Annotated in this window: 19 protein-coding genes and 1 pseudogene; 4 read left to right on the top strand and 16 right to left on the bottom strand. The window is 48.6% G+C overall.

The features are described from left to right. Window positions 1-82 precede the first annotated feature (82 nt). Window positions 83-1,741 (bottom strand): glycerol-3-phosphate dehydrogenase/oxidase, encoded by a 1,659-nt coding sequence (locus PQI28_RS07445; RefSeq protein WP_224862317.1) that lies wholly within the window; start codon window positions 1,739-1,741, stop codon window positions 83-85. A 261-nt stretch (window positions 1,742-2,002) separates the two neighbouring features. Between PQI28_RS07445 and PQI28_RS07450 the strand changes: the two genes are divergently transcribed. After that, the gene (locus PQI28_RS07450; protein ID WP_214784827.1) at window positions 2,003-3,118 is read left to right on the top strand and encodes an NADH-dependent flavin oxidoreductase; all 1,116 of its coding nucleotides are present in this window, start codon (window positions 2,003-2,005) and stop codon (window positions 3,116-3,118) included. A 20-nt stretch (window positions 3,119-3,138) separates the two neighbouring features. Here the strand turns inward: PQI28_RS07450 and PQI28_RS07455 are convergent, their stop codons facing one another. The 5 genes from PQI28_RS07455 to PQI28_RS07475 all read right to left on the bottom strand — a co-directional run bounded on the left by PQI28_RS07455 (window position 3,139) and on the right by PQI28_RS07475 (window position 8,415). After that, window positions 3,139-3,684, bottom strand: a complete 546-nt coding sequence (locus PQI28_RS07455; protein WP_339962879.1) for a GNAT family N-acetyltransferase — start codon at window positions 3,682-3,684, stop codon at window positions 3,139-3,141. A gap of 30 nt (window positions 3,685-3,714) precedes the next feature. Further along, the gene (locus tag PQI28_RS07460) at window positions 3,715-4,557 is read right to left on the bottom strand and encodes a TVP38/TMEM64 family protein (protein ID WP_214784831.1); all 843 of its coding nucleotides are present in this window, start codon (window positions 4,555-4,557) and stop codon (window positions 3,715-3,717) included. 138 nt (window positions 4,558-4,695) lie between these two features. Further along, complete coding sequence (locus tag PQI28_RS07465) at window positions 4,696-6,291, bottom strand: CTP synthase (protein ID WP_031422194.1); 1,596 nt, start codon at window positions 6,289-6,291, stop codon at window positions 4,696-4,698. Between the two features lie 247 nt (window positions 6,292-6,538). Next, on the bottom strand, window positions 6,539-7,018 hold the full coding sequence (gene rpoE, locus PQI28_RS07470) for a DNA-directed RNA polymerase subunit delta (RefSeq protein ID WP_012727404.1): 480 nt from the start codon (window positions 7,016-7,018) through the stop codon (window positions 6,539-6,541). A gap of 80 nt (window positions 7,019-7,098) precedes the next feature. Beyond that, window positions 7,099-8,415 carry a hypothetical protein gene (locus tag PQI28_RS07475; RefSeq protein ID WP_339962967.1) on the bottom strand — a complete coding sequence of 439 codons (1,317 nt, stop codon included), beginning with the start codon at window positions 8,413-8,415 and terminating at the stop codon, window positions 7,099-7,101. A gap of 178 nt (window positions 8,416-8,593) precedes the next feature. Here PQI28_RS07475 and PQI28_RS07480 point away from each other — a divergent pair, with 178 nt between their 5' ends. Next, entirely contained in the window at window positions 8,594-9,892 is a 1,299-nt protein-coding gene (locus PQI28_RS07480; protein WP_224862322.1) for a globin-coupled sensor protein, read from the top strand. A 52-nt stretch (window positions 9,893-9,944) separates the two neighbouring features. Here PQI28_RS07480 and PQI28_RS07485 read toward each other — a convergent pair whose 3' ends face one another. The 8 genes and pseudogenes from PQI28_RS07485 to PQI28_RS07520 all read right to left on the bottom strand — a co-directional run bounded on the left by PQI28_RS07485 (window position 9,945) and on the right by PQI28_RS07520 (window position 17,554). Next, window positions 9,945-12,071: a (Fe-S)-binding protein gene (locus PQI28_RS07485; protein WP_224862323.1), complete on the bottom strand. Its 2,127-nt coding sequence runs from the start codon at window positions 12,069-12,071 to the stop codon at window positions 9,945-9,947. Between the two features lie 92 nt (window positions 12,072-12,163). After that, window positions 12,164-12,880, bottom strand: coding sequence for a hypothetical protein (locus tag PQI28_RS07490; RefSeq protein WP_339962880.1), 717 nt, complete (start codon window positions 12,878-12,880; stop codon window positions 12,164-12,166). 7 nt (window positions 12,881-12,887) lie between these two features. Then, on the bottom strand, window positions 12,888-13,406 hold the full coding sequence (locus PQI28_RS07495) for a GNAT family N-acetyltransferase (RefSeq protein WP_339962881.1): 519 nt from the start codon (window positions 13,404-13,406) through the stop codon (window positions 12,888-12,890). 167 nt (window positions 13,407-13,573) lie between these two features. Continuing rightward, a complete protein-coding gene (locus tag PQI28_RS07500) occupies window positions 13,574-14,002 on the bottom strand; it encodes a hypothetical protein (protein ID WP_074035800.1) in 429 nt (142 codons plus the stop codon). Continuing rightward, complete coding sequence (locus PQI28_RS07505; RefSeq protein WP_339962883.1) at window positions 14,002-14,418, bottom strand: DUF1934 domain-containing protein; 417 nt, start codon at window positions 14,416-14,418, stop codon at window positions 14,002-14,004. The genes PQI28_RS07500 and PQI28_RS07505 overlap by 1 nt, the downstream gene beginning before the upstream one ends. Window positions 14,419-14,469: 51 nt before the next feature. Further along, window positions 14,470-15,030 (bottom strand): GNAT family N-acetyltransferase, encoded by a 561-nt coding sequence (locus tag PQI28_RS07510; protein WP_339962884.1) that lies wholly within the window; start codon window positions 15,028-15,030, stop codon window positions 14,470-14,472. Between the two features lie 34 nt (window positions 15,031-15,064). Beyond that, a pseudogene (locus tag PQI28_RS07515) lies at window positions 15,065-15,727 on the bottom strand (Type 1 glutamine amidotransferase-like domain-containing protein). Window positions 15,728-15,847: 120 nt separating this feature from the next. Further along, a complete protein-coding gene (locus PQI28_RS07520; protein ID WP_339962885.1) occupies window positions 15,848-17,554 on the bottom strand; it encodes a glycoside hydrolase family 13 protein in 1,707 nt (568 codons plus the stop codon). A gap of 213 nt (window positions 17,555-17,767) precedes the next feature. Here PQI28_RS07520 and PQI28_RS07525 point away from each other — a divergent pair, with 213 nt between their 5' ends. Together PQI28_RS07525 and PQI28_RS07530 are read left to right on the top strand one after the other, a co-directional pair. Then, window positions 17,768-18,232, top strand: a complete 465-nt coding sequence (locus PQI28_RS07525) for a GNAT family N-acetyltransferase (protein ID WP_339962886.1) — start codon at window positions 17,768-17,770, stop codon at window positions 18,230-18,232. Between the two features lie 47 nt (window positions 18,233-18,279). Beyond that, window positions 18,280-19,044, top strand: coding sequence for a MerR family transcriptional regulator (locus PQI28_RS07530; RefSeq protein ID WP_214784845.1), 765 nt, complete (start codon window positions 18,280-18,282; stop codon window positions 19,042-19,044). 9 nt (window positions 19,045-19,053) lie between these two features. Here the strand turns inward: PQI28_RS07530 and PQI28_RS07535 are convergent, their stop codons facing one another. Continuing rightward, window positions 19,054-19,713, bottom strand: a complete 660-nt coding sequence (locus tag PQI28_RS07535; RefSeq protein WP_339962888.1) for a hypothetical protein — start codon at window positions 19,711-19,713, stop codon at window positions 19,054-19,056. Window positions 19,714-19,732: 19 nt separating this feature from the next. Then, window positions 19,733-20,311, bottom strand: a complete 579-nt coding sequence (locus PQI28_RS07540) for a hypothetical protein (protein ID WP_339962889.1) — start codon at window positions 20,309-20,311, stop codon at window positions 19,733-19,735. Window positions 20,312-20,315: the final 4 nt, after the last annotated feature.

Here is a 20,315-nt window from a genome sequence, read left to right on the forward strand (position 1 = left end):
CGTTATTCCGAAGTCATGAAACCATTCCACAAAAAGAGGTTCATCCTGTTCAGAATGAACCTCTCGTGTGACGCGTTGGATATTATGATTCGACAGTCACTGGAACGACTGCGATTTCAATCTCTTTCTCGACCTCTTCACGTTCCTCTTTCAAACGCTCATCTGACCACTTGAAGACATCGGCCATACAGCGAAGGACACCGTCTTTGTATTGACGGACGAAGTCGATATCAAAGAACATTGCGCCCGTGCGGCGAATTAAGAAGTCGATGGCACGAACGACTGATTCTTCTTCGATTCCGTAAACCAATTGCGCATAGACGATTTCAGGAAGGTCATATGCGTTCGCATCCATCCGTTCGATGACACGATCGATATTCGATCCGTATAGACGAACGAGTTCTTCCGCATGATTTGCGTCTAAGCCATGATTTTGAAGTTCTTTTGTTTTCTTCTCAAGGAAGTCTTTGAAGCCTTTCGAACCGCCGACGTGACCACCTGACATCGGCATATGCTTCGTCCGGCTAGCCAAATAGACGACACCGTCTTCTTCTTTCAACAGTTTTGCGACGAGGTCGACGACCGTTTCCGACATCTTGCGATACCCTGTCAATTTACCTCCGGCAATCGTGATCAAGCCGCTGTCTGACTGCCAAATTTCGTCCTTACGTGAAATTTCAGAAGGGTCTTTTCCTTCTTCGTAAATCAACGGACGAATACCTGCCCAGCTTGATTCCACATCATCCGCTGTGACATGGACGTCTGGGAACATATAGTGAATGGCTTCTAAAATATAATCGCGGTCTTCCGTCGTCATGCGTGGATGCGCTTTGTTTTTATCGAAGAACGTATCCGTCGTTCCGACGTATGCTTTGTTTCCGCGTGGAATCGCAAAGACCATGCGACCGTCCGGTGTATCGAAATAAATCGCTTGTTTGAGCGGGAATTTCGACTGGTCGATAACCAAGTGAATTCCTTTTGTCAGGCGAAGTTGCTTCCCTTTTTTCGAGTTATCTTCTTCTCGTAACTCGTCGACCCATGGACCGGTCGCGTTGATGATTTTCTTCGCATAGACGTCATACGTCGACCCGTCAATCTGGTCTTCCACGTGTACACCGGCCACTTTGCCGTTTTCATAAATCAATCCTGTCACTTTGGCGTAGTTCATGAGAAGTGCACCATGATTCGCCGCTTCTTTCGCTACTTCGATCGTCAATCGTGCATCATCTGTACGGTACTCGACGTAATAGCCGCCTCCGACCAGATCATCTTTTTTCACGAGCGGCGCCTTTTTGATGACCTCATCTGGTTTGAGCATCATGCGACGTTCTGCACGTTTTACACCTGCGAGGAAGTCGTATACCATCAGTCCGATCGATGTTGAGAAGGGACCGAACGTACCTCCCTTGTGCATCGGTAAGAGCATTTGTTCCGGTGTCGTGACGTGTGGACCATTCTCATATACGATGGCCCGCTCTTTCCCGACTTCTGCGACGAGCGCCACTTCGAATTGTTTCAAATAGCGGAGTCCCCCGTGAACAAGTTTCGTCGAACGACTTGATGTCCCCGCCGCAAAGTCTTGCATCTCGAGGACAGCTGTCTTCATCCCACGCGACGACGCATCGAGCGCAATCCCCGCTCCGGTAATACCTCCACCGACAACAAGAACGTCATGACGTTCACTTGTCAGTTGTTCATATCGTTTCGCTCGTTCTTTCGCTGAGAAATTTCTGATTTCCATCTTATTCCCTCCTATAGTAAGTACGGTTCAATGAATAGAAAAAGAGACCACAACAAAAACAAGGCTTCCCCCTTCTGCTGTGGTCTCTCTATTGTCTCGAACCGAATATCAACTTTTCTCCTGTATTATACCCTATTCTTTTGAGTTCAATCATCTCTTACGCTTGAGCAACCTGTAATGTGTTCATTCACAAGCATCCGACTCGCATTTTTGAGTTGAGAAGCTTAGACTTCAAGGTATCATGTTGAAGGAGGATTTCAGATGAAACGTATGTTACAACCTTTTCAGTTCAAAAATGGCGTCGAAGTACCGAACCGCCTCGTATTGGCACCGATGACACATTACTCATCAGAGCCAACGGGCGAAGTATCCGAGCATGAGCTCGCCTACTATCGGAAGCGGGCGCAAAACGTCGGGCTCGCCATCACGGCTTGCGCCTACGTGACAGAAGACGGGAAAGGGTTCCCGAACGCATTCGGGGTCAATGACGACAAATTCATCCCAGGTCTCCGTCAATTGGCGGAAAGTTTAAAAGCGGAAGGCGCAAAAGCCATCCTTCAAATTTTCCACGCAGGACGGATGTCACCACCTGAACTCGTCCCGAACGAACAACCTGTCAGCGCAAGTGCCGTCGCACCTGTCCGCGAAGGAGCCGCTACACCACGTGCCCTCGAGACGTCAGAAGTCGAAGCCATCATCGAGGCGTTCGGCGAAGCGACGCGTCGCGCCATCGAAGCCGGATTTGACGGAGTCGAGATTCACGGAGCGAACACCTACTTGATTCAACAATTCTTCTCACCGCACTCAAATCGCCGTGAAGATCGCTTCGGCGGTGATGTCCATGGACGTTTGACGTTCCCACGCGAAGTCATTCGCCGTGTCAAAGAAGCAGCCGCAGATGCAGAAGACTTCCTCGTCGGCTATCGCTTCTCACCAGAAGAAATCGAAGAGCCAGGCATCACGCTCGACGACACGGATGTGTTGCTCGATATGATTTTAGAAGAAGGCGTCGATTATATTCACGCGTCTCTCTGGAACTTCAATACGGCTTCCATGCGTGACGAGAACGTCACGGAACGTTCGATTGACCGCATCGCCAAACGCATCAACGGTGCCATCCCGCTCATCGGAGTCGGGCAACTTCAGCGTCCGGCGCAAGTCGAAGACGCACTCGAGGTCGTCGACCTTGCCGCACTCGGTCGCGAACTCATCATCGACCCGGAATGGCTTGAAAAAGTGAAATCGGACCGCGAAGACGAGATTGAGACAGAACTCGACTTGAACAAACAAGCCGAACTCGCTGTTCCCGCTCCACTCTGGAACGCCATCACGACTCGTGCCGGTTGGTTCCCGATTAAAGATCAAGAAGTGAAATAACACAAAGCACCGCGGACTTTTTATCCGCGGTGCTTTTGCGTAATCCATTCTTCCCGTAACATACCCATCCGAATCGAATCGTAGCGCTTCTCGTTCACGACACGCACTTGACGAATTCGACCTTCCAGTTGCATGCCTACTTTTTCAGCGACCCGCATCATCCGTTCATTTCCTGACCATGTCGTCAAGCCGACACGGACGACTGGTAACGTCTCAAATAAATGTTCTGTCCATAGACGAAGGGCACGCGTCCCGACACCACGATTCCAGCGGTCGGACTGATGCAAGATGATGCCCATCTCGAGCCATTCTCGTCCAGCATCCTCAAAATAATAAGAAACGGTCCCATATACGGTCTCGTCCACTTCAATGACCCACATGTCTTCTTTTTTAAGGAGCGACTGTTCGATTTGCTGGAACTCTTCGTAGGACATCGCCTTGTGTTCGAAGTAAGGAGCATCCCACTGTTTCCACTCCGGTGTCGCCTCTCGATAAATCAATTCCCATAGTCGTGCTAAATCTTGCTCTTCAATCGGTCGAATGAACACTTCATTGTCTTGTCGCATCTTGTCTTCCTCTCTATGATCGTCCTTACCTTATTCTTGCGTCCCATTCGAATCTCCTTTTTTTCGCTTACGCCAGATGAACGCAAGAATCAAGACAATCAAACTCGCCATGACGGAAGCGATCGCAATTGGACTCGAATCGGTCATAAACAATTGTCCGATGGAGACAGAATAGGCAAGCCCGAACGACGTGACGAGTTTTGCACCGAACGCGATGCCCGCGAAACGCGGGAACGGCACGCGACTGAATCCGGCCGCAAGACAGATCACCTCGTCCGGCAAAATTGGAATGATGAATAAGACGAGCAAAATGCCAAGACCATACTTCTCGACATATCGGTCGTACGTCTTCAACTTCTCCTCATCGACCCAGCGGATGATTCGCTCACGACCGAACCTGGCCAACCCATACATGACAAAGATACCAAGCGTAGTCGAAATACTTCCGACTAAAGCTGCTCGAAACGGTCCGAGCGCTACACTTCCAATCGGCACACTAACCGCTTCCGGGACCGGTAAGGTAATCGGCTGTAAAAAGCTGAATGCCGCGAACACCCAGACCGCCTGTCGTTCATATTGTTCTAATAGACGATCTAATCCATATGTGTCATAGAGAACAAGTCCGAACGAGACGTAATAGACGAGAACGAAAATCAAGAAGAGAGAAAACGTAATTTTCCACATCTGCTTCAGGATGACGTTCGAGCCGTCCCGAATCGCCCGCAATAGCCCGACCGAGAGGGCTAGTAAGACAATGCCCGTCCACCCGAGCTGGTAGGGTAATAGGAGGGAAGGCAAGACGATGAACGGCAACAGACTGAGCGCCACAAGCCCCAATCCGTATCCAAGATAAATCGAATGTCGTTCTTTCATGAGCCATCACCCTCTCCCCGTTCTACTTCTAGTGTACCCAGAAAGTGAAGGGGATGTATCCTGCCAAGGGCACCTTCCCTCTCATGCTTTTGATGTAGAAAAAGCCACGATCCGCAATGGACCGTGGCTTTCAATCACTTATTCTCCAAGTGATGCTTGGATGAAGTCATGGAATAGACGTTGTGGACGTTCTGGACGCGAAATCAATTCTGGGTGGAACTGTGATGCTACGAACCACTTGTGTTCTGGGATCTCAATGATTTCTACGAGACGACCGTCCGGGCTCGTACCTGAGAACTTAAAGCCTTCTGCTTCAAACGCTTCACGGTACTCGTTGTTGAACTCGTAACGGTGACGGTGACGCTCGTATACGAGCTCTTGATCGTATGCGGCGTGCGCGTTCGTCCCTTTTTCGAGTTTACATGGATAAAGTCCGAGACGGAGTGTGCCGCCAAGGTCTTCGATGTCCTTTTGCTCTGGAAGAAGGTCGATGATTGGATACGGTGTCGATGGATCGATTTCAGCCGTATGGGCACCGTCCAATTTCAAGACGTTACGGGCAAACTCGACCGTCGCGAGTTGCATTCCGAGACAGATCCCGAAGAATGGGACGTTGTTTTCACGAGCGAAACGTGTCGCTTCGATTTTCCCTTCGATCCCACGCTCACCGAATCCACCAGGAACGAGGATGCCGTCAGCATCGCCGAGGATGTCTGAGACATTTTCAGCTGTCACGTCTTCTGCGTTGATCCAGTCGATGTCGATGTCCGCATTGAATGCATAACCTGCATGCTTGAGCGCCTCTGCGACTGAGATATAAGCATCACGCAACTCGACATATTTCCCGACGAGTGCGATTTTCACTTTCTTCTCAAGGTGTGTGACCGTGTGAACGAGCTCTTTCCAAGCCGTCATGTCGGCAGCCGGTGTGTTGAAACCGAAGTAGTCGTTGACGAGTTGGTCCATTCCTTGTTTTTGGAGGTTGAGTGGTACTTCGTAAAGTGTCGACGCATCTTGTGCTTCGATGACCGCCTCTTTACGCGTATCACAGAAGAGTGCGATTTTCTCACGCATGTCTTCCGGGATATCGTGCTCTGTACGGAGAACGATGATGTCTGGCTGAATCCCGTAGCTGCGAAGCTCTTTGACGCTGTGTTGTGTCGGTTTCGTCTTCATCTCACCTGCCGCACGAAGGTAAGGAACGAGCGTACAGTGAACGTACATGACGTTCTCTTTTCCGATGTCATTTTTTACTTGGCGAATGGCTTCGATGAACGGAAGAGATTCGATATCTCCGACTGTTCCACCAATCTCTGTAATGACGACATCAGCGTTCGTCTCACGTCCTGCACGGAAGACACGGTCTTTGATTTCATTCGTGATATGCGGAATGACCTGAACCGTTCCACCGTTATAGTCTCCACGACGCTCTTTTTTCAAGACAGTCGAATAAATGCGACCTGATGTGACGTTCGCGTTTTGCGACAAGTTGATGTCGATGAAACGCTCGTAGTGCCCGAGGTCAAGGTCAGTCTCAGCGCCATCATCTGTGACGAATACTTCTCCGTGTTGATACGGGCTCATCGTACCTGGGTCGATGTTGATGTATGGGTCAAACTTTTGAATCGTCACGTTGAGTCCTCGATTTTTGAGTAGACGCGCGAGTGAAGCTGCCGTGATCCCTTTACCGAGCGAAGATACTACCCCGCCTGTTACGAAAATGTACTTTGTCATGTTTCTTTCTCCTCTCTTGAATACCAACCATCGGGAAACGAAAAAACAAAAAAAGCAAAAGTGCCCCCGAAAATGGAGGACACTTTTGCTGCATCGTTACGTGCTAAACTAGCCCATGACTAATTTACGCCAGAGACGATACAGTCGTCAAGATATTATTTTTTCTTTTTTTCAAGTCGGTGAAAACGACTAAAAAAGAAAAAGAGACACGCCTAGCCGGGCGCGATGCCCGGCTTTTTGCGGTCTCTTATAAATCATCCTCGTCTTCGAGATCGAGGTCGTCGTCCAAGTCGTCGTCCTTGAAGTCATCAAGGCCTTCTACTTTTTCTTCTTCGTCCTCATCGTCAAATTCAGATGAATCATAATCTTCTACTTTTGCGAATACATCCAAGTCATCTTCGATGTCGACGATGCCTTCGTCTGCTTCTTCGAACTCTTCTTCGAATTCGTCAAGTTCACCACGTTGACGTGCTTCGATGACGAGATCTTCATCCGACTTGTCGAATGGGTACCAAACGCGAAGCGCCCAACGGTTTGCTCCCAAGTTGACGAACAACCCGTCGATGTTCAAATCGGTGTAAAGTTGTGCGATTTTCTCGAGCTCTTCTTCTTCACTCGCAAACGTATAGTTTTGCTTGATCTTTTCGCGAATCTCATCAAAAGAAACAGGCTGCTCGCCAGTTTCTTGGAGAAGTTCATAAACGAAATCAATCAACGATTTATTCATTAAAGGACACTCCTTTTCCGTCACTAGTTAAACATCACTCCTCATTATAAACAAAAGCGATATGAAAAAGCTAGAGGAAATTATGAATCGTGCGATGTCTCCATTTTAATACGGAACCAATAGACGGTAATCAATCCGATATTGAACAACCACGTCAGTCCGAGAACGCCGAACATCCAACCTCGTGGGATTTGGAACGACAATTCCGCATTGACGGTCTGTCCGACGTACAAACCGTATCCTAACAATCCGACCATCAAGAACGAATACGATACGACCATTCCGAATCGCTTCCACAATTGAATGAGCAGCGAGGCAAACTCTTTGTTTTCCCCGTACTCTTCGAATAAGTAAGCATGACTGACACTTGAATACATGGTTTGTGTATAACCACTGACAAATAATACTGGTATGAATGCGAGAGGTTCGATAAACCCTAGAAAAAAAACCAAAGAGGAAATGAGTAACACAAGATAAGGATGGCGCGCAAAATTAAATATATGACCAAACAAGATCCAACCAATCACGCCGGCTAAAAACGGAACGAACACATATATCATTAGCACTTGGAACGAATAGAGAGCAATGCTGACAAATACAGCACCAATCAACGTCCAACCGCCGAACAACCCGATGACAAATGACAATAATTGAACTTGGCGCGTCCGACTCGCCCCAATGAAGGCCCGAACTCGTTTTTGGAATAACAACCAACCCACATATGCTAACAAAATAATCATCAGACTAAACACTTCAATGTAGCCTCGCGCTCCTTCCAAGAGACTAAGGAGACGACTAATCAACGTAAAGACGGTGACCGCGATAAAGGCGCGGAGAAAAGAACGGGTTTCAAACTGCCATGTCGCAGATTTTTGAAGGGGCAACTTGCGTACGAATAGCCAAGGCAAAATCAGACTCACTAAGAATAAGGCGATGGCAAGATTGTACGACTGTGACAATGCGTAAGAGAACACAGCGATCCAGCCGACTAATGCGAGGACTAATGGTAATGAACTGCCACTTTCTTCATTCGAGTCAGCTTTCGCAGCAGACTTCAGTTCATTCAATTGCGATAAAATCGTCGTCATGATGGTACCGACTCCAATCGAGCCGACGCCTACAAAAAATGCGCTCCATTCAATGGCACGACCAAATGGAAGCACAAAACACACGAGACCGACGACAAGGACAGACAAAGCCATTAAAAACGTATCCTTTGAGCCACGTCGTCCGATAACATAAACCCACAACAAGAGTCCTGACATGCTCGATACGTAAAAAATAAGGAACGGAATCAATCGTCCGACCCCTTCTTCGACTGCCATGATGGATAAAAACAAAATTTGGGGAAGGATTTGGCTACTAAGCGCGCTGACAATCGTCAACAAAACAACCATATTTTTCACGGTTCGCACCCCTAACTCAAGATTGAATATTCTGCTCTTCCATCACCTTTTCCCATATTCATTTATCGGTGAACCTTTTTCAAAACACATCAACTTCTCAGTTTCTTCACACTTCTGCCGATATAGAAGAGAACGCCAATTTTGATGTAAATAGAAGGAGAATAAACATATGGCACTTTTTCGTAAGACAACCTCAACAGATTTCGTCGCTTCCGAAGGTTTTCCCGACATTCAGACAATCGCCAAGCCATCTGACTCGAGTTTGAGCGGACGTGCTCACTATATGGGGTATACGGCCTCTCAAGTGAAGCGCCTACAAGACATGGCTCCACTCGTGGAGTCCGTGCTAGATGAAGTACTTGAAAACGTACTCGATCACTTAATGCTTCAACCCGAAATGGTCAGAATCGCGAACGCCTCATCGACGAGAGATCGTTTAAAAAACGTATTCGCCGATTACTTTCGTAGTTTGTTGACGGGGAACATCGATGACAAATTCTTAGCCATGCGAAAACGAATGGGACAGACACATCACCACTTCGCGGTCCCTGTCGTCTGGTTCTTGGCGACGTATTCTGCTTTCAACACACTACTTGTCCCAAAAGTCGTCGAGACGTATCAACATGACCCGGCTACTTTGACAGAATCTCTTTTGGCGTTATCACACGCGATGAACTTAGACGCACAAATCGTTACCGAACAATACGTCAACGCCCGACTCGATGAACTCGAGTCCGCAAACGAGGCCCGTGCCACATTGTTAAGCGACGTCTCACGCGTCAGTGCAGAAGTCGCTACGACGATGGACCGAACAGGGCAAGCGATGTCTGAAACAAGTAATCGCGCGCACCAAGTTCTTGCGGAAACGGAGCAAACGGAAAAGATGAGTCGTCACTTGATGACGTTGACACATACGAACGGCGAACAAATCGAACAGATGGAAGTCGAATTCAAACAATCTGCCACTTATGTAGACACTTCGCTCGATCGCATCACAGCTCTAAAAAATGGTTCTCAAGAAATCGTCAACATGACGCGAAGCATCGAACAAATCGCCAACCAAACGAACTTGCTCGCCCTAAATGCCTCAATCGAAGCGGCTCGAGCGGGTGAACACGGGAAAGGATTCGCTGTCGTCGCCACCGAAGTGCGCACACTCGCGGAGAACGCGAAACAACTCAGCAGTCAAATCAATGCGCTCATTAACGAAAATGAAGCCAATATCGCAGCACTCTTTGATCAAATGGGACATATGCATCGGACGAACGATGAAGCCATGCGTCAATTGAATGACGTCAAGGCTAGTTTCTCGACCGTTCAAGAAGAAATGGGGCAATACGTCCTTTCGTTTGAACGGAACAAACAAGATCTCGGACAGATGGTTGAAACCATTTCATCCATCAACGAGACGACACAAGGTTTGTCTCATTTGACCTCTTCGCTTCTTTCCACAGCTGAAATGCAATAAACAAATAAGGCACGGTCCGCGGACCGTGCCTTCCTGCATTATTGTACAACCATTATTGTACAACCGGTTCTGGTATCTCGATGGCTTTCAGCGAACGATCGAGTAATTCGACGACGTCGAACGTGCCGACCGTCTCATCGACTTCCTTCGCTTTCGTTCCATCAGACAACATCGTCAAACAGTACGGACATGCCGAACCGATGACCGTCGGTTTCGTCTCAAGCAATTGTTCCGTCCGGGCCACGTTTACACGTGTCCCGACTTTCTCTTCTTGCCACATGAGACCACCACCGGCTCCACAACACATGCCGTTTTCACGGTTACGTGTAGCTTCGACGAGTTCGACACCCGGAATCCGTTCGAGGACGAATCGTGGTGCATCATAAATGCCGTTGTAACGACCGAGGTAACATGAGTCGTGATAGACGACACGTTCGTTCACTTGAAGATCCGGCTGAATCCGACCCGTATCGAGCAATTCGGCGAGTAACTCCGTATGGTGATACACTTTCACACCATCAAGTCCGAAGTCTGGATACTCATTTTTGAATGTGTTGTAGGCGTGTGGGTCAACCGTGACGATCTTCGTCACCCCATACTTCTCAAACAATTTAATGTTCGCTTCGGCGAGTTCTTGGAAGAGTAACTCGTTTCCGATTCGACGAGGTGTGTCCCCTGAGTTCTTCTCTTCGTTTCCGAGAATGGCGAATGAGACGCCCGCCTTGTTCAAGACGCTCGCAAAGCTCTGCGCGACTTTTTGGCTACGGCTATCGTAAGAGCCCATCGCGCCGACCCAGAAGAGGTATTCGAATTCTTCGCCTGCTTTTTTCTTCTCTTTTGCCGTCGGAATGACGAGTTCTGTATCCTTGCGCCAGTTCTCGCGTTCTTTCCGGTTCATTCCCCATGGGTTTCCTTGACGCTCGATGTTTGCGACCGTGCGCTGCGCTTCTGGATCCATCTTCCCTTCCATCATGACGAGGTAGCGACGAAGGTCGATGATTTTATCGACGTGTTCGTTCATGACCGGACATTGATCTTCACAGTTCCGGCACGTCGTACACGCCCAGATTTCTTCTTCCGTGATGACGTTGCCGATCAACTCGTCTGCGACGAGCATATGGCCATCTTGCGCCGCTGCTGCGATTTCAGCACCTTGCGTGTTTTGGAACATGAGTGCCGGTGCCCACGGTGATTTTCTTGTGACCGCTGCACCTTTCATATTCATGTGGTCACGAAGTTTGACAATCAAGTCCATCGGCGACAACATCTTCCCTGTTCCCGTTGCCGGGCATACATTCGTACAACGTCCGCACTCGACACAAGCGTACAAGTCGACGAGTTGCTTCTGGTTAAAGTCTTCAATCTTGTTGACCCCGAAGACGATTTCTTCATCTGATTCTTCTGCTTCTTCCATTGCTGAAAAATCAACAGGTGCCAAGCGACCGACTTTGTGTGTGCGCCCGAGCCAGACGTTGAGCGTCCCGGCGATCAAGTGCGCGTGTTTGCCTTGCGGGATGTAAACCATGAAGCTGAGTAAGAATAAGAGGTGCATCCACCAAAAGACGACGAACAAGGCGAAAGCGACCGAACCCGGTACCCAAGCAAACGCTGAACCGATGAGTGTCGCAACCGGTTCACCCCACATCGGAAGCTCTTCTTTATAGACGAGGTAAAACCCGTTCCCGAACAAAACAGAAACCATCAACCCGCCGATGAAGATGAGGGCGAGACCTGCTAAGAAGTTTCGTTTCAAGCGCACGAGCTTCTCGACGTAACGACGGTAGAATCCCCAAACGACCGCGACGAGAATCATGAGCATGACGATTTCTTGCATGAACGTGAAGATTGGATAGAGTGGACCGAGCGGGATGTGTGGGAAACGTGTTCCAACCGCTAGTCCTTTCCAAATAAAATCAATCGCCCCGAATTGGACGAGGATAAAGCCATAAAACATCATGACGTGAATGGCGCCACTCTTTTTATCCTTTAACAATTTCTTTTGACCGAACACGTTGATCATGACCTGTTCGAGTCGTTCTTTGTTCGTTTGGCTCCATTCTGCCTTCTTCCCGAGCTTGATGAATGTATAACGCTGGTGAACCAGCGAAGCAAATAAATACACCCCATAGCCGAGGACGAGCAAGAATAGAATCCAGTTGACGATTAAAAATGTAGACATCCCCAAAATTCCCCCTTTTGAAAACGGATTCAATCTTGAATTCAGTATATCAAATGATGAATGAACAGTCATTCATTTTTGTGAAGTTCTCGTCAGAAGTTTAGAAGATGTTTCAAGATGAGCAATAATCCCCCATAACTACATACGGCCAAAACGAATGTGCGGAAGTGTAGATTTCGGTCGGATGGGAGTTCAAACTTCACGATATTGAGAATCATCGCCCCGGCCACGAACGCAAAACAGAGCGCTTCGACGTGTGCGGCCAAGTCAATCCAGCGTGAAAAGAACCCACCGAGCAAAATCCCACCGCTCAACAAGTAGCGCCCTTGTCGCATGTAACGTTCACCATAGTGCCGGTTCAAGTCATGACCGAGTGCCAAAAAGTGGACACCGAGCGCCGTCGCATAGAAGCTTCTCGCAACGAACGTCACGGAATCGGCCGTCACCACATACGCTGAAAATGTCATGTATGCCGTGAGCAGGGTCACTTGTAGCCAATACGAAACGGCCCGATCGACCGCTTCATCTAGGAAGTGAGGCGTCCGAACGAACCGCATCGTGCCATAGAACAATGTAAACCCGATGAGACTGACGATGTAAATCTCTGAAGGTAGGGCCAGATTCAACCAATCGATACGAAGTGTGTCCTGGCGTTTATTCAGCGACGGCATGAGATACATGAAGAAGTACGTGATGGCGACCCCGCTCGAGAAAGAGAACCACTTCTTTGAAGGAACGGTCTCTTCTCGGAACAAATAGATGCCGAAGAAGTTAATCAGCGCCAAATAAATGATGATCCAGTTCGCCATCTCGTCTTCATCCTCTCAAGTCAATCCAAAACCGCTCAACGATCGTCCCGTCTTCTTCCGTATACGGTGTGTCCGCGACGCCACCGTTGTTTAAAATGACTTGACGGGAAGCGACGTTTGTCCGGTTACACGTAATCAAGGCGCGCTCAATGCCTAGCTCTTTCACTTTCTCAAGCGCAAGTTGTAATTGAATCGTAGCGAGTCCACGTCCGCGCGCACTCGGCTTTACTCCATATCCGACATGCCCGCCAATCTTCAAGAGCGATTCGTTCAACTCATGACGAATGTTCGCCGCCCCGAGAAGCTCCTCTCCGTCCGTGAGCCAATACGTCGTGCTCGGGACCCAGCCTTCCTCTATGTTCTCACGTAACTCTTTCTGACGTAACGTGTTGACGTACGCCTCAAAGTCCGTCGTTTCACGGTCGATCGAAGTCGGAACAATCCGCTCATCGCGCTCATACCATTCTTGTAAAAACGCGAGAATCTGTTCTTTTTGTTCGACAGATGTTTTGATTAGTCTTAACATCACATTTCCCCCTTTATTCATTTCCATTCGTGTTCTCTAAATTGATTTTCTTGTTCCTTCATCTTAAAGAGCGCACAATCGAAATAAAATGGACGTTCTCGTCGAAGTGTGTCCCCTTTCACCCATAAAAAAAGTGCCATCCTGATCGGATGACACTGTCGGTATGCTTATTCTTCAAGTCCGAGACGTTGCGGCATGTGCGGAGCGAGTTGTCTCGCTTCTTCTAACCGTCCTGCTTCGACGAGCGTATGGAAATGTAAGAACTGTTCGTGCGATGCATCGCTGATGGCTGCCAAATAATCGACGTACCGATCGTAGACCGCTTTGTCTTCTGGGCGTGCCTCGATGAGTGCGATATACAGGCGAACGGTGTCCTCTCCGTAAAGGAGCGGGAACTCATCGTTCAATTGAAGCAGTTTATCGATTGAATTGACATCGACACCGTTCTCTTGGTCATAGTGCGTGATGACTTGTTCGGCATGATCCTCGAGACGACCGCGCCACTCTTCATACTCTTCTTCGTTCGTTTCGAGCATCTCGAACCAGTCTTCGTTCAACATCTCTTCAATCTTGTTTACGCGTTCTGTAAAGTTCATCACTCTTCTCCTCCTTCAAATGTCCACGTGACATGTACTTCATATATGCCAACATCTTCTTCATTCATGGACAACTCATATACGAACGTACATGATTCTTCTGACACATCGAGGCGCGATGTCGTCGTCGCCATCGTCATCGACATATATGGATTCTTGTATAAGCTTTGCGTGAAGCGACCTTCGATGAAGGAGTGATTCATCTCAATCGGTCCTTTACAGATCAGCGCCAATCGTTCCGACGTGTACTTAATTGTCGTCGGGACCGGTCCGTCCTCTTGTTGTTGGTCAAACATTAAAATAAAGCCAGTCTTCAATGGATAGTATAAACCGTCAGCCGAGAGCTCAATCGCCTCTGGCATGTCACTCATCCGTGTTGTTTGCTGGACACGCACGCGAAGTGGTTCAATCGCCATGCTCATCCCCCTTTCCGTCAATTCATCGTACCATATGTGGTAGGAGTCGTTCTATCGACGGCGCTTCGTTTTCACGTAGACGAGATGGTCTACCCAATCTTCGTTCTCAAAGATAAACCCTTCTCTCGTACACTCATACAACATGCCGACACGCTCCGCGAGACGAATGGACGCCTCATTGCCGAGATTGATATGTGCCTCGATTCGTTGAAAGTTCAACTCGTCAAAAGCGATGCGCATTGCCAGGTCGACTGCTTCTGTGCCATACCCCTGGCCCCAATGCTGATTATGAATCGTATACCCGACCCTCCCCCATTGAAACGCATCTCGCGCAAGCGTAGAAAAATCCACCATACCAAGGTGTGTCCCATCGTCGAGTCGGAAAATGGCGAAGACATGTGCCTCGTCTTCAAGCGCAAGTGACTGATGATTGTCGACTAGCTGGTCAAACCAAACGGACGTACAGTCGCTCATGTCTAATTTCCCAGGGTCATACTCATGCTGCGAAACAAGACGATTGGTGAAGCCACTTAACCACGCGTCATAATCTTGCTTCTCTAACGGTCGTACGACGATTCGATTCGTTTTTCGTTGATGTGTAAATCGGTTCAATCTTTCAGGTCCCCTTCCTATTGGTTTTATACAGTCAGAAAAACTTCTTCCACTTTCCTTCCGAAATCACATCGACCTTTCCTTCATTCACACGAATTGCGGTCTCGTCGTCAATCGCATAAGCAGGTGCCTGTAACGCTTCCGCCCACTCTGCCGCATCTCGTGACGTATTCTCCGGTAGCATCTCGTGATCGAGGTGTGGAAAGATTGAGAAGTCGACAAACCCTAACGTCTCATCGCTCTGCTCATCAGATGAACGCCATCCGACAAATGCTTCCCCGATTCGTGGGGTCATCACCATGCTGCCGGCGCTCAATCCGACATACACGCCTTCCCAAGATGGGAGTAACGCCGCCACCCCAGACTGTTTCATCCAATGATGTAAAAACAGCGGATCGCCACCGTTCACCAATAACACGTCCGCCCGTTCAAATGCCGGTCTCCATACCGATTCATCGATACTCGGGAGCGCGCTCAGTTCGAGCACCCCGATCGACTTCTAGCCCAGTTCACACATCGGTGTTGAGAAATCCCCATTGAAAAAGTTCCATGCATGCTGCGTTCCACCGTTCAACGCATAGATGGCTGTCGGGATACAGAGTGCCTCACACTCTTCAATCGGCTTGTCCAATAACTCGAGAAGTGCTTGTTTGATGCTTTCGTTCTTTATGCCTGCTGACGTCAATAACAGTTTCATCTACGTCTCCTCCTTCTTCATCTCCGTATAAGGAGTTCGCATGAGTCGCCGTTATCCCCTTTGTTCTGACAAAAAAGGCCGTAGACGAATTCTCGTCCACGACCTTGGGGTCCTGAAAAATTAGCTGATTTTATACACGCGACCTTCGAACGGCTTCAAGTGAAGAAGCGTCGATTCTACATCGCCCTCGACCGGCATGTTGCTCAAGACGACATCTTTCGCACGAAGTGTCTGGTCCATATCAAACATCGTCTCTTTCGCCGTCAAGTTCGTGACGACAAGGTACTGCGTGTCACCGAGTGTACGCGTATACGCATAGACTTCTGGGTGATCTGGTAAGACAACATCATACGCCCCGTATACAAACGTCTCATCGTCTTTACGAAGTTGAATCATCTCTTTATAGAAGTTAAAGATGGAGTCCTCATCTTCAAGCTGTGCTTCGACGTTGATGTCTGTATAGTTCGGGTTGATGCCGACCCACGGCTTCTCTGCGAACGTGAAGCCGGCGTTCGGAGCGTCACTCCACTGCATCGGAGTGCGTGTGTTGTCGCGTGACGAGTTCCACGTGATGCGCATCATCTCGTCATGACTCTTCCCTTGCTCGACGCCGATATAGTAGCGATTGCGTGTCGCGATATCGTCATATTGGTCGATTGAATCGAATTTGACGTTCGTCATCCCGATTTCTTGACCTTGATAGATGAATGGCGTTCCTTGCATAAGGAAGTACATCATCGCAATCGACTTCGCGCTTTCTTTCCAGTAACGCTCATCGTCTCCCCATTTCGAGACCGTACGTGTCTGGTCATGGTTTTCGACGTAAAGGGCGTTCCATCCGTCAGCTTCAAGTCCTTTTTGCCATTTCGTCAACACGTTCTTCAAGTGGACGACATCGAGTTTCGAATCGGCGTCCTCACTCCATAGGTCCATGTGTTCGAATTGGAAGACCATGTTCATCTTCCCTTCTTTTTCACCGACCCAAAGGTGTGCATCGTCAGGTGATACCCCGTTCGCCTCACCGACTGTCATGATGTCATGTTTATTGAACGTCTCGTCACGAAGCTCTTCTAAATAATCGTGAATCCCGTCCACGTTCATGTGCATCTCGAATGACGGTACAAAGTCGAGGTCGTTCGGGTTCGGCAAGTCGGCGAACGTCGGATTCTTGCGGATGTGGCTGATTGCATCGACACGGAACCCGTCGATTCCTTTTTCGAGCCACCAGTTGATCATGTCGTATACGGCTGTACGCATCTCAGCGTTTTCCCAGTTGAGGTCCGGCTGTTTTTTCGAGAAGACGTGCAAGTAGTATTGCTCCGTCGCTTCATCGAATTCCCAAGCCGAGCCACCAAAGATTGATTCCCAGTTGTTCGGCTTCGATCCGTCTGGTTTCCCGTCGCGCCAGATGTACCAGTCACGCTTCGGATTGTCTTTTGAGCTCTTCGATTCAATGAACCAAGGGTGCTCATCCGACGTATGGTTGACGACGAGGTCGAGCAACAGTTTCATACCGCGCTGATGCACTTCGTCCAATAAGCGGTCGAAATCTTCCATCGTACCGAATTCGTCCATGATGTCTTGGTAGTCACTAATGTCATACCCGTTGTCATCGTTTGGCGATTTATACATTGGGCAAATCCAGATGACGTCAATACCGAGGTCTTTCAAATAGTCGAGCTTATCGATGATTCCTTGAATATCTCCAATTCCGTCTCCGTTCGCGTCATAAAAACTGCGCGGATAAATCTGATAGGCGACGGCTTCTTTCCACCAGTTGCGTTTAAGCGTTTGTGTTTGTTGTTGTTCTCGTTGTAAAAGTTGCATGTGATCTAGATACTCCTTATCCCAAAACTCACTGCTCATCATTTATAATTATCTTATTCGTGCTGTGAACTTTATATCATTAGCGCAATCGTTTGCACGATGCAATAAACTTATCTTACCAAAAAACATTCGATGATACAAAGATGTTTCATCAGCATACTCAACGTGTACCCTACACGATTTTGAAAAGAAATGAAAGCGAGGTGCCTCATCATGTTTCGATTTGCGACATTTGATGATTTTTCAGCCATTGACCAATTGATTGTAAAGAAAGCGAAAGAGTTTCAGACAGCCGGGAAATCCCAATGGGTCAAATATTTAGAGCCGAGTCGCTCGGATTATGTCCGCCACGATTTAATGAAAGGAACTGTGTTTGTGTATGAACGTGACCACCACGTCGTCGGTGCCGTCAGTCTCATCCCACCGACCGATTGGGACCATAATCTATGGGATAATCCGGACGGTGCCGTCTACTTGCATCGGCTCGTCACGGATTCGAGCTTGAAGGGGGAGCGGATCGGTGAACGGTTGATGCAGTATGCCCTCTCTCACACTGCTTCGACCGTCCGATTGGATTGCGTGGCAGACAACACGTTCTTGAACGGATACTATCCACAGTTCGGCTTCCGTTACATCGGGGAGCGGAATGGATTTTCGTTATTTGAAAAACAGGCTTGACCTTGACGTGACGTCAACCCTTACGCTTGTGCTAAGGAGGTGAAGGGATGTATACGATTCAACAACTTGCGTCACTCGCCGGCACGACGGCGCGGACGCTTCGACATTATGACGCGGTGGGGCTCCTCGTCCCCACCCGAGACGACAACGGTTACCGACGTTATACGTCAAGCGACGCCGAACGTCTACAGCTCATCTTACTGTATCGAACACTCGACGTTCCGCTCGATCAAATCGGACAACTACTCGATGCATCGACGTTTGATCGAGTCGAAGTATTGAACGAACATGTCGAGGCGTTACGACAAAAAGCCGCCTATTTCGCGCAACTCGCTGAGACGGCGGAAGCGACCCTCACCTCACTCAAAGGAGGGATTCCGATGGAAGACAAGTCATTGTTCAAAGGATTGTCTTATGAAGAGATTCAAGCACATGAGGCAAAACATCAAGACGAGGTAATTGAGCGTTGGGGAGACAGTTCCGCTTATAAAACCGCACAAGAACGGGCATCGAAGCGCTCGAAAGCGGACTGGGAGCAAATCAACCAGATGCAACTCGATTTGATTGCACCACTCGTCGAGCTGTTCCGCTCACAGACCGCAATCGAGGATGACCGCGTTCAATCGGTCGTCAGAGACAATCATCTGTTCATCCACACTCACTTTTACGATTGCTCGCTCGACATGTTCAGCGGACTCGGACAGATGTATGTAGCGGATGAGCGATTCACCGCCTATTATGATCGCTTCGAACCAGGTCTTGCATCGTATTATAACGAAGCCATCCAATATTATTGTATCGCCAACAGTTAAGTCCAAGCCTCAGGCTTGGACTTTAATTTGTCGTCGATCTAGTTGTACGAGATCCAGTGTTTCGATGTGTCGACGCAACATGGGCAAGACCGTGGTCAATTGTAAATAAGGATAGGTGGCAAAATTGTCGCTTCCGCCTTTATAGATGACCGCCCGATCGAGAACGCGCCATCCTTGTGTCGTCCATTGTTCGAGCGTCGCCTCACAAAAAGAAGGCACGGATTGAATCGCCCAATAGGCTTGTAGCTGCCCTTCCGCCATCGATGGACGAACGGTGATGATCGGGCATGACAACTGGTTCAAACGACTCGACTCGATTGGACCGGTTTCATGAATCACGAGCAGTTTCGGTGCAAGTCGTTCGAGCCACATGAGCGTTTTGTCATCATTCAAGGATGAGACATGGATGAGGTGATGAGGAGGAATCGGAGAATCCTGTAACGGATAACGCTCTCTCACTTCTCGAATACGCGCTTGACTCGTCCATTTCATATATGGCGTCGCCCATCGAATATACAAATGAGTAATCCACTGTTTGAGCGACTGCGGTCGATGTTCAGTAGGACCGTCTTCTTGAATGACATGTGTCACGCCTAAATCGCGGATCGCGTGATAGAGGAAAGTGGATGTATGATGGTCACTAATCATGAGTACAATCGGTCTAGTCATCTCTCGATCCCTCCATTGATCACTTTTGATCCGTCATTTCATGAATCCCTAGTTCGCATAACGCTCGTTTCCAAGAACCAAATCGTCTCGATACTTTCGCAACGCTCGGTTTATTAAAACGTTTAGCCCACTTTTGATACGTAATCGCATTGAAAGGCGTTAATACTCGATACGCTTCATATAATGCTTGTACAATCTCCGCTTTGTCTTTGGCAGGTTGTACGGTGAAATGCTCTTCTTCTAAACGCTCGACCGCTTTGACGGCGAGACTCCACGACCCGAAGTGGGTAATAATATCACCTAATGAAGGAACACTTCGTCCCGATGCCCAGTGCCGATATTGAGCACTCGTCAGCCTTCCTTCTTCTGCCGATGCGAGCCGAAGTGCCTGAATCATATCCTGGGACTCGTATCGTCTAACTTCTAACAGTCCGGATGCTTTCAGGGCATTCATCCACGTTCCATAAACAGATAAAATCTCGAGAAAGGTGGGAACGTCTCGATTTTGGCTCCATCGTTGATATTGTGTCACCGTGAGAGATGGAGTCAGAGATGCTGCGGTTTGAAGCGCTCGAATGATCTCTGCTTCCGTTTTCATTTCA

Origin of the sequence: Exiguobacterium sp. USCH10 (assembly GCF_037619445.1) — a bacterium.
Taxonomy (GTDB): domain Bacteria; phylum Bacillota; class Bacilli; order Exiguobacteriales; family Exiguobacteriaceae; genus Exiguobacterium; species Exiguobacterium aestuarii_A.

Bases quoted from the DNA above. Each gene is read 5' to 3' on its own strand.
- PQI28_RS07445 (WP_224862317.1), bottom strand. From the start codon at position 1,741: ATGGAAATCAGAAATTTCTCAGCGAAAGAACGAGCGAAACGATATGAA.
- PQI28_RS07450 (WP_214784827.1), top strand. From the start codon at position 2,003: ATGAAACGTATGTTACAACCTTTTCAGTTCAAAAATGGCGTCGAAGTA.
- PQI28_RS07455 (WP_339962879.1), bottom strand. From the start codon at position 3,684: ATGCGACAAGACAATGAAGTGTTCATTCGACCGATTGAAGAGCAAGAT.
- PQI28_RS07460 (WP_214784831.1), bottom strand. From the start codon at position 4,557: ATGAAAGAACGACATTCGATTTATCTTGGATACGGATTGGGGCTTGTG.
- PQI28_RS07465 (WP_031422194.1), bottom strand. From the start codon at position 6,291: ATGACAAAGTACATTTTCGTAACAGGCGGGGTAGTATCTTCGCTCGGT.
- rpoE (WP_012727404.1), bottom strand. From the start codon at position 7,018: ATGAATAAATCGTTGATTGATTTCGTTTATGAACTTCTCCAAGAAACT.
- PQI28_RS07475 (WP_339962967.1), bottom strand. From the start codon at position 8,415: ATGGTTGTTTTGTTGACGATTGTCAGCGCGCTTAGTAGCCAAATCCTT.
- PQI28_RS07480 (WP_224862322.1), top strand. From the start codon at position 8,594: ATGGCACTTTTTCGTAAGACAACCTCAACAGATTTCGTCGCTTCCGAA.
- PQI28_RS07485 (WP_224862323.1), bottom strand. From the start codon at position 12,071: ATGTCTACATTTTTAATCGTCAACTGGATTCTATTCTTGCTCGTCCTC.
- PQI28_RS07490 (WP_339962880.1), bottom strand. From the start codon at position 12,880: ATGGCGAACTGGATCATCATTTATTTGGCGCTGATTAACTTCTTCGGC.
- PQI28_RS07495 (WP_339962881.1), bottom strand. From the start codon at position 13,406: ATGTTAAGACTAATCAAAACATCTGTCGAACAAAAAGAACAGATTCTC.
- PQI28_RS07500 (WP_074035800.1), bottom strand. From the start codon at position 14,002: ATGAACTTTACAGAACGCGTAAACAAGATTGAAGAGATGTTGAACGAA.
- PQI28_RS07505 (WP_339962883.1), bottom strand. From the start codon at position 14,418: ATGGCGATTGAACCACTTCGCGTGCGTGTCCAGCAAACAACACGGATG.
- PQI28_RS07520 (WP_339962885.1), bottom strand. From the start codon at position 17,554: ATGCAACTTTTACAACGAGAACAACAACAAACACAAACGCTTAAACGC.
- PQI28_RS07525 (WP_339962886.1), top strand. From the start codon at position 17,768: ATGTTTCGATTTGCGACATTTGATGATTTTTCAGCCATTGACCAATTG.
- PQI28_RS07530 (WP_214784845.1), top strand. From the start codon at position 18,280: ATGTATACGATTCAACAACTTGCGTCACTCGCCGGCACGACGGCGCGG.
- PQI28_RS07535 (WP_339962888.1), bottom strand. From the start codon at position 19,713: ATGACTAGACCGATTGTACTCATGATTAGTGACCATCATACATCCACT.
- PQI28_RS07540 (WP_339962889.1), bottom strand. From the start codon at position 20,311: ATGAAAACGGAAGCAGAGATCATTCGAGCGCTTCAAACCGCAGCATCT.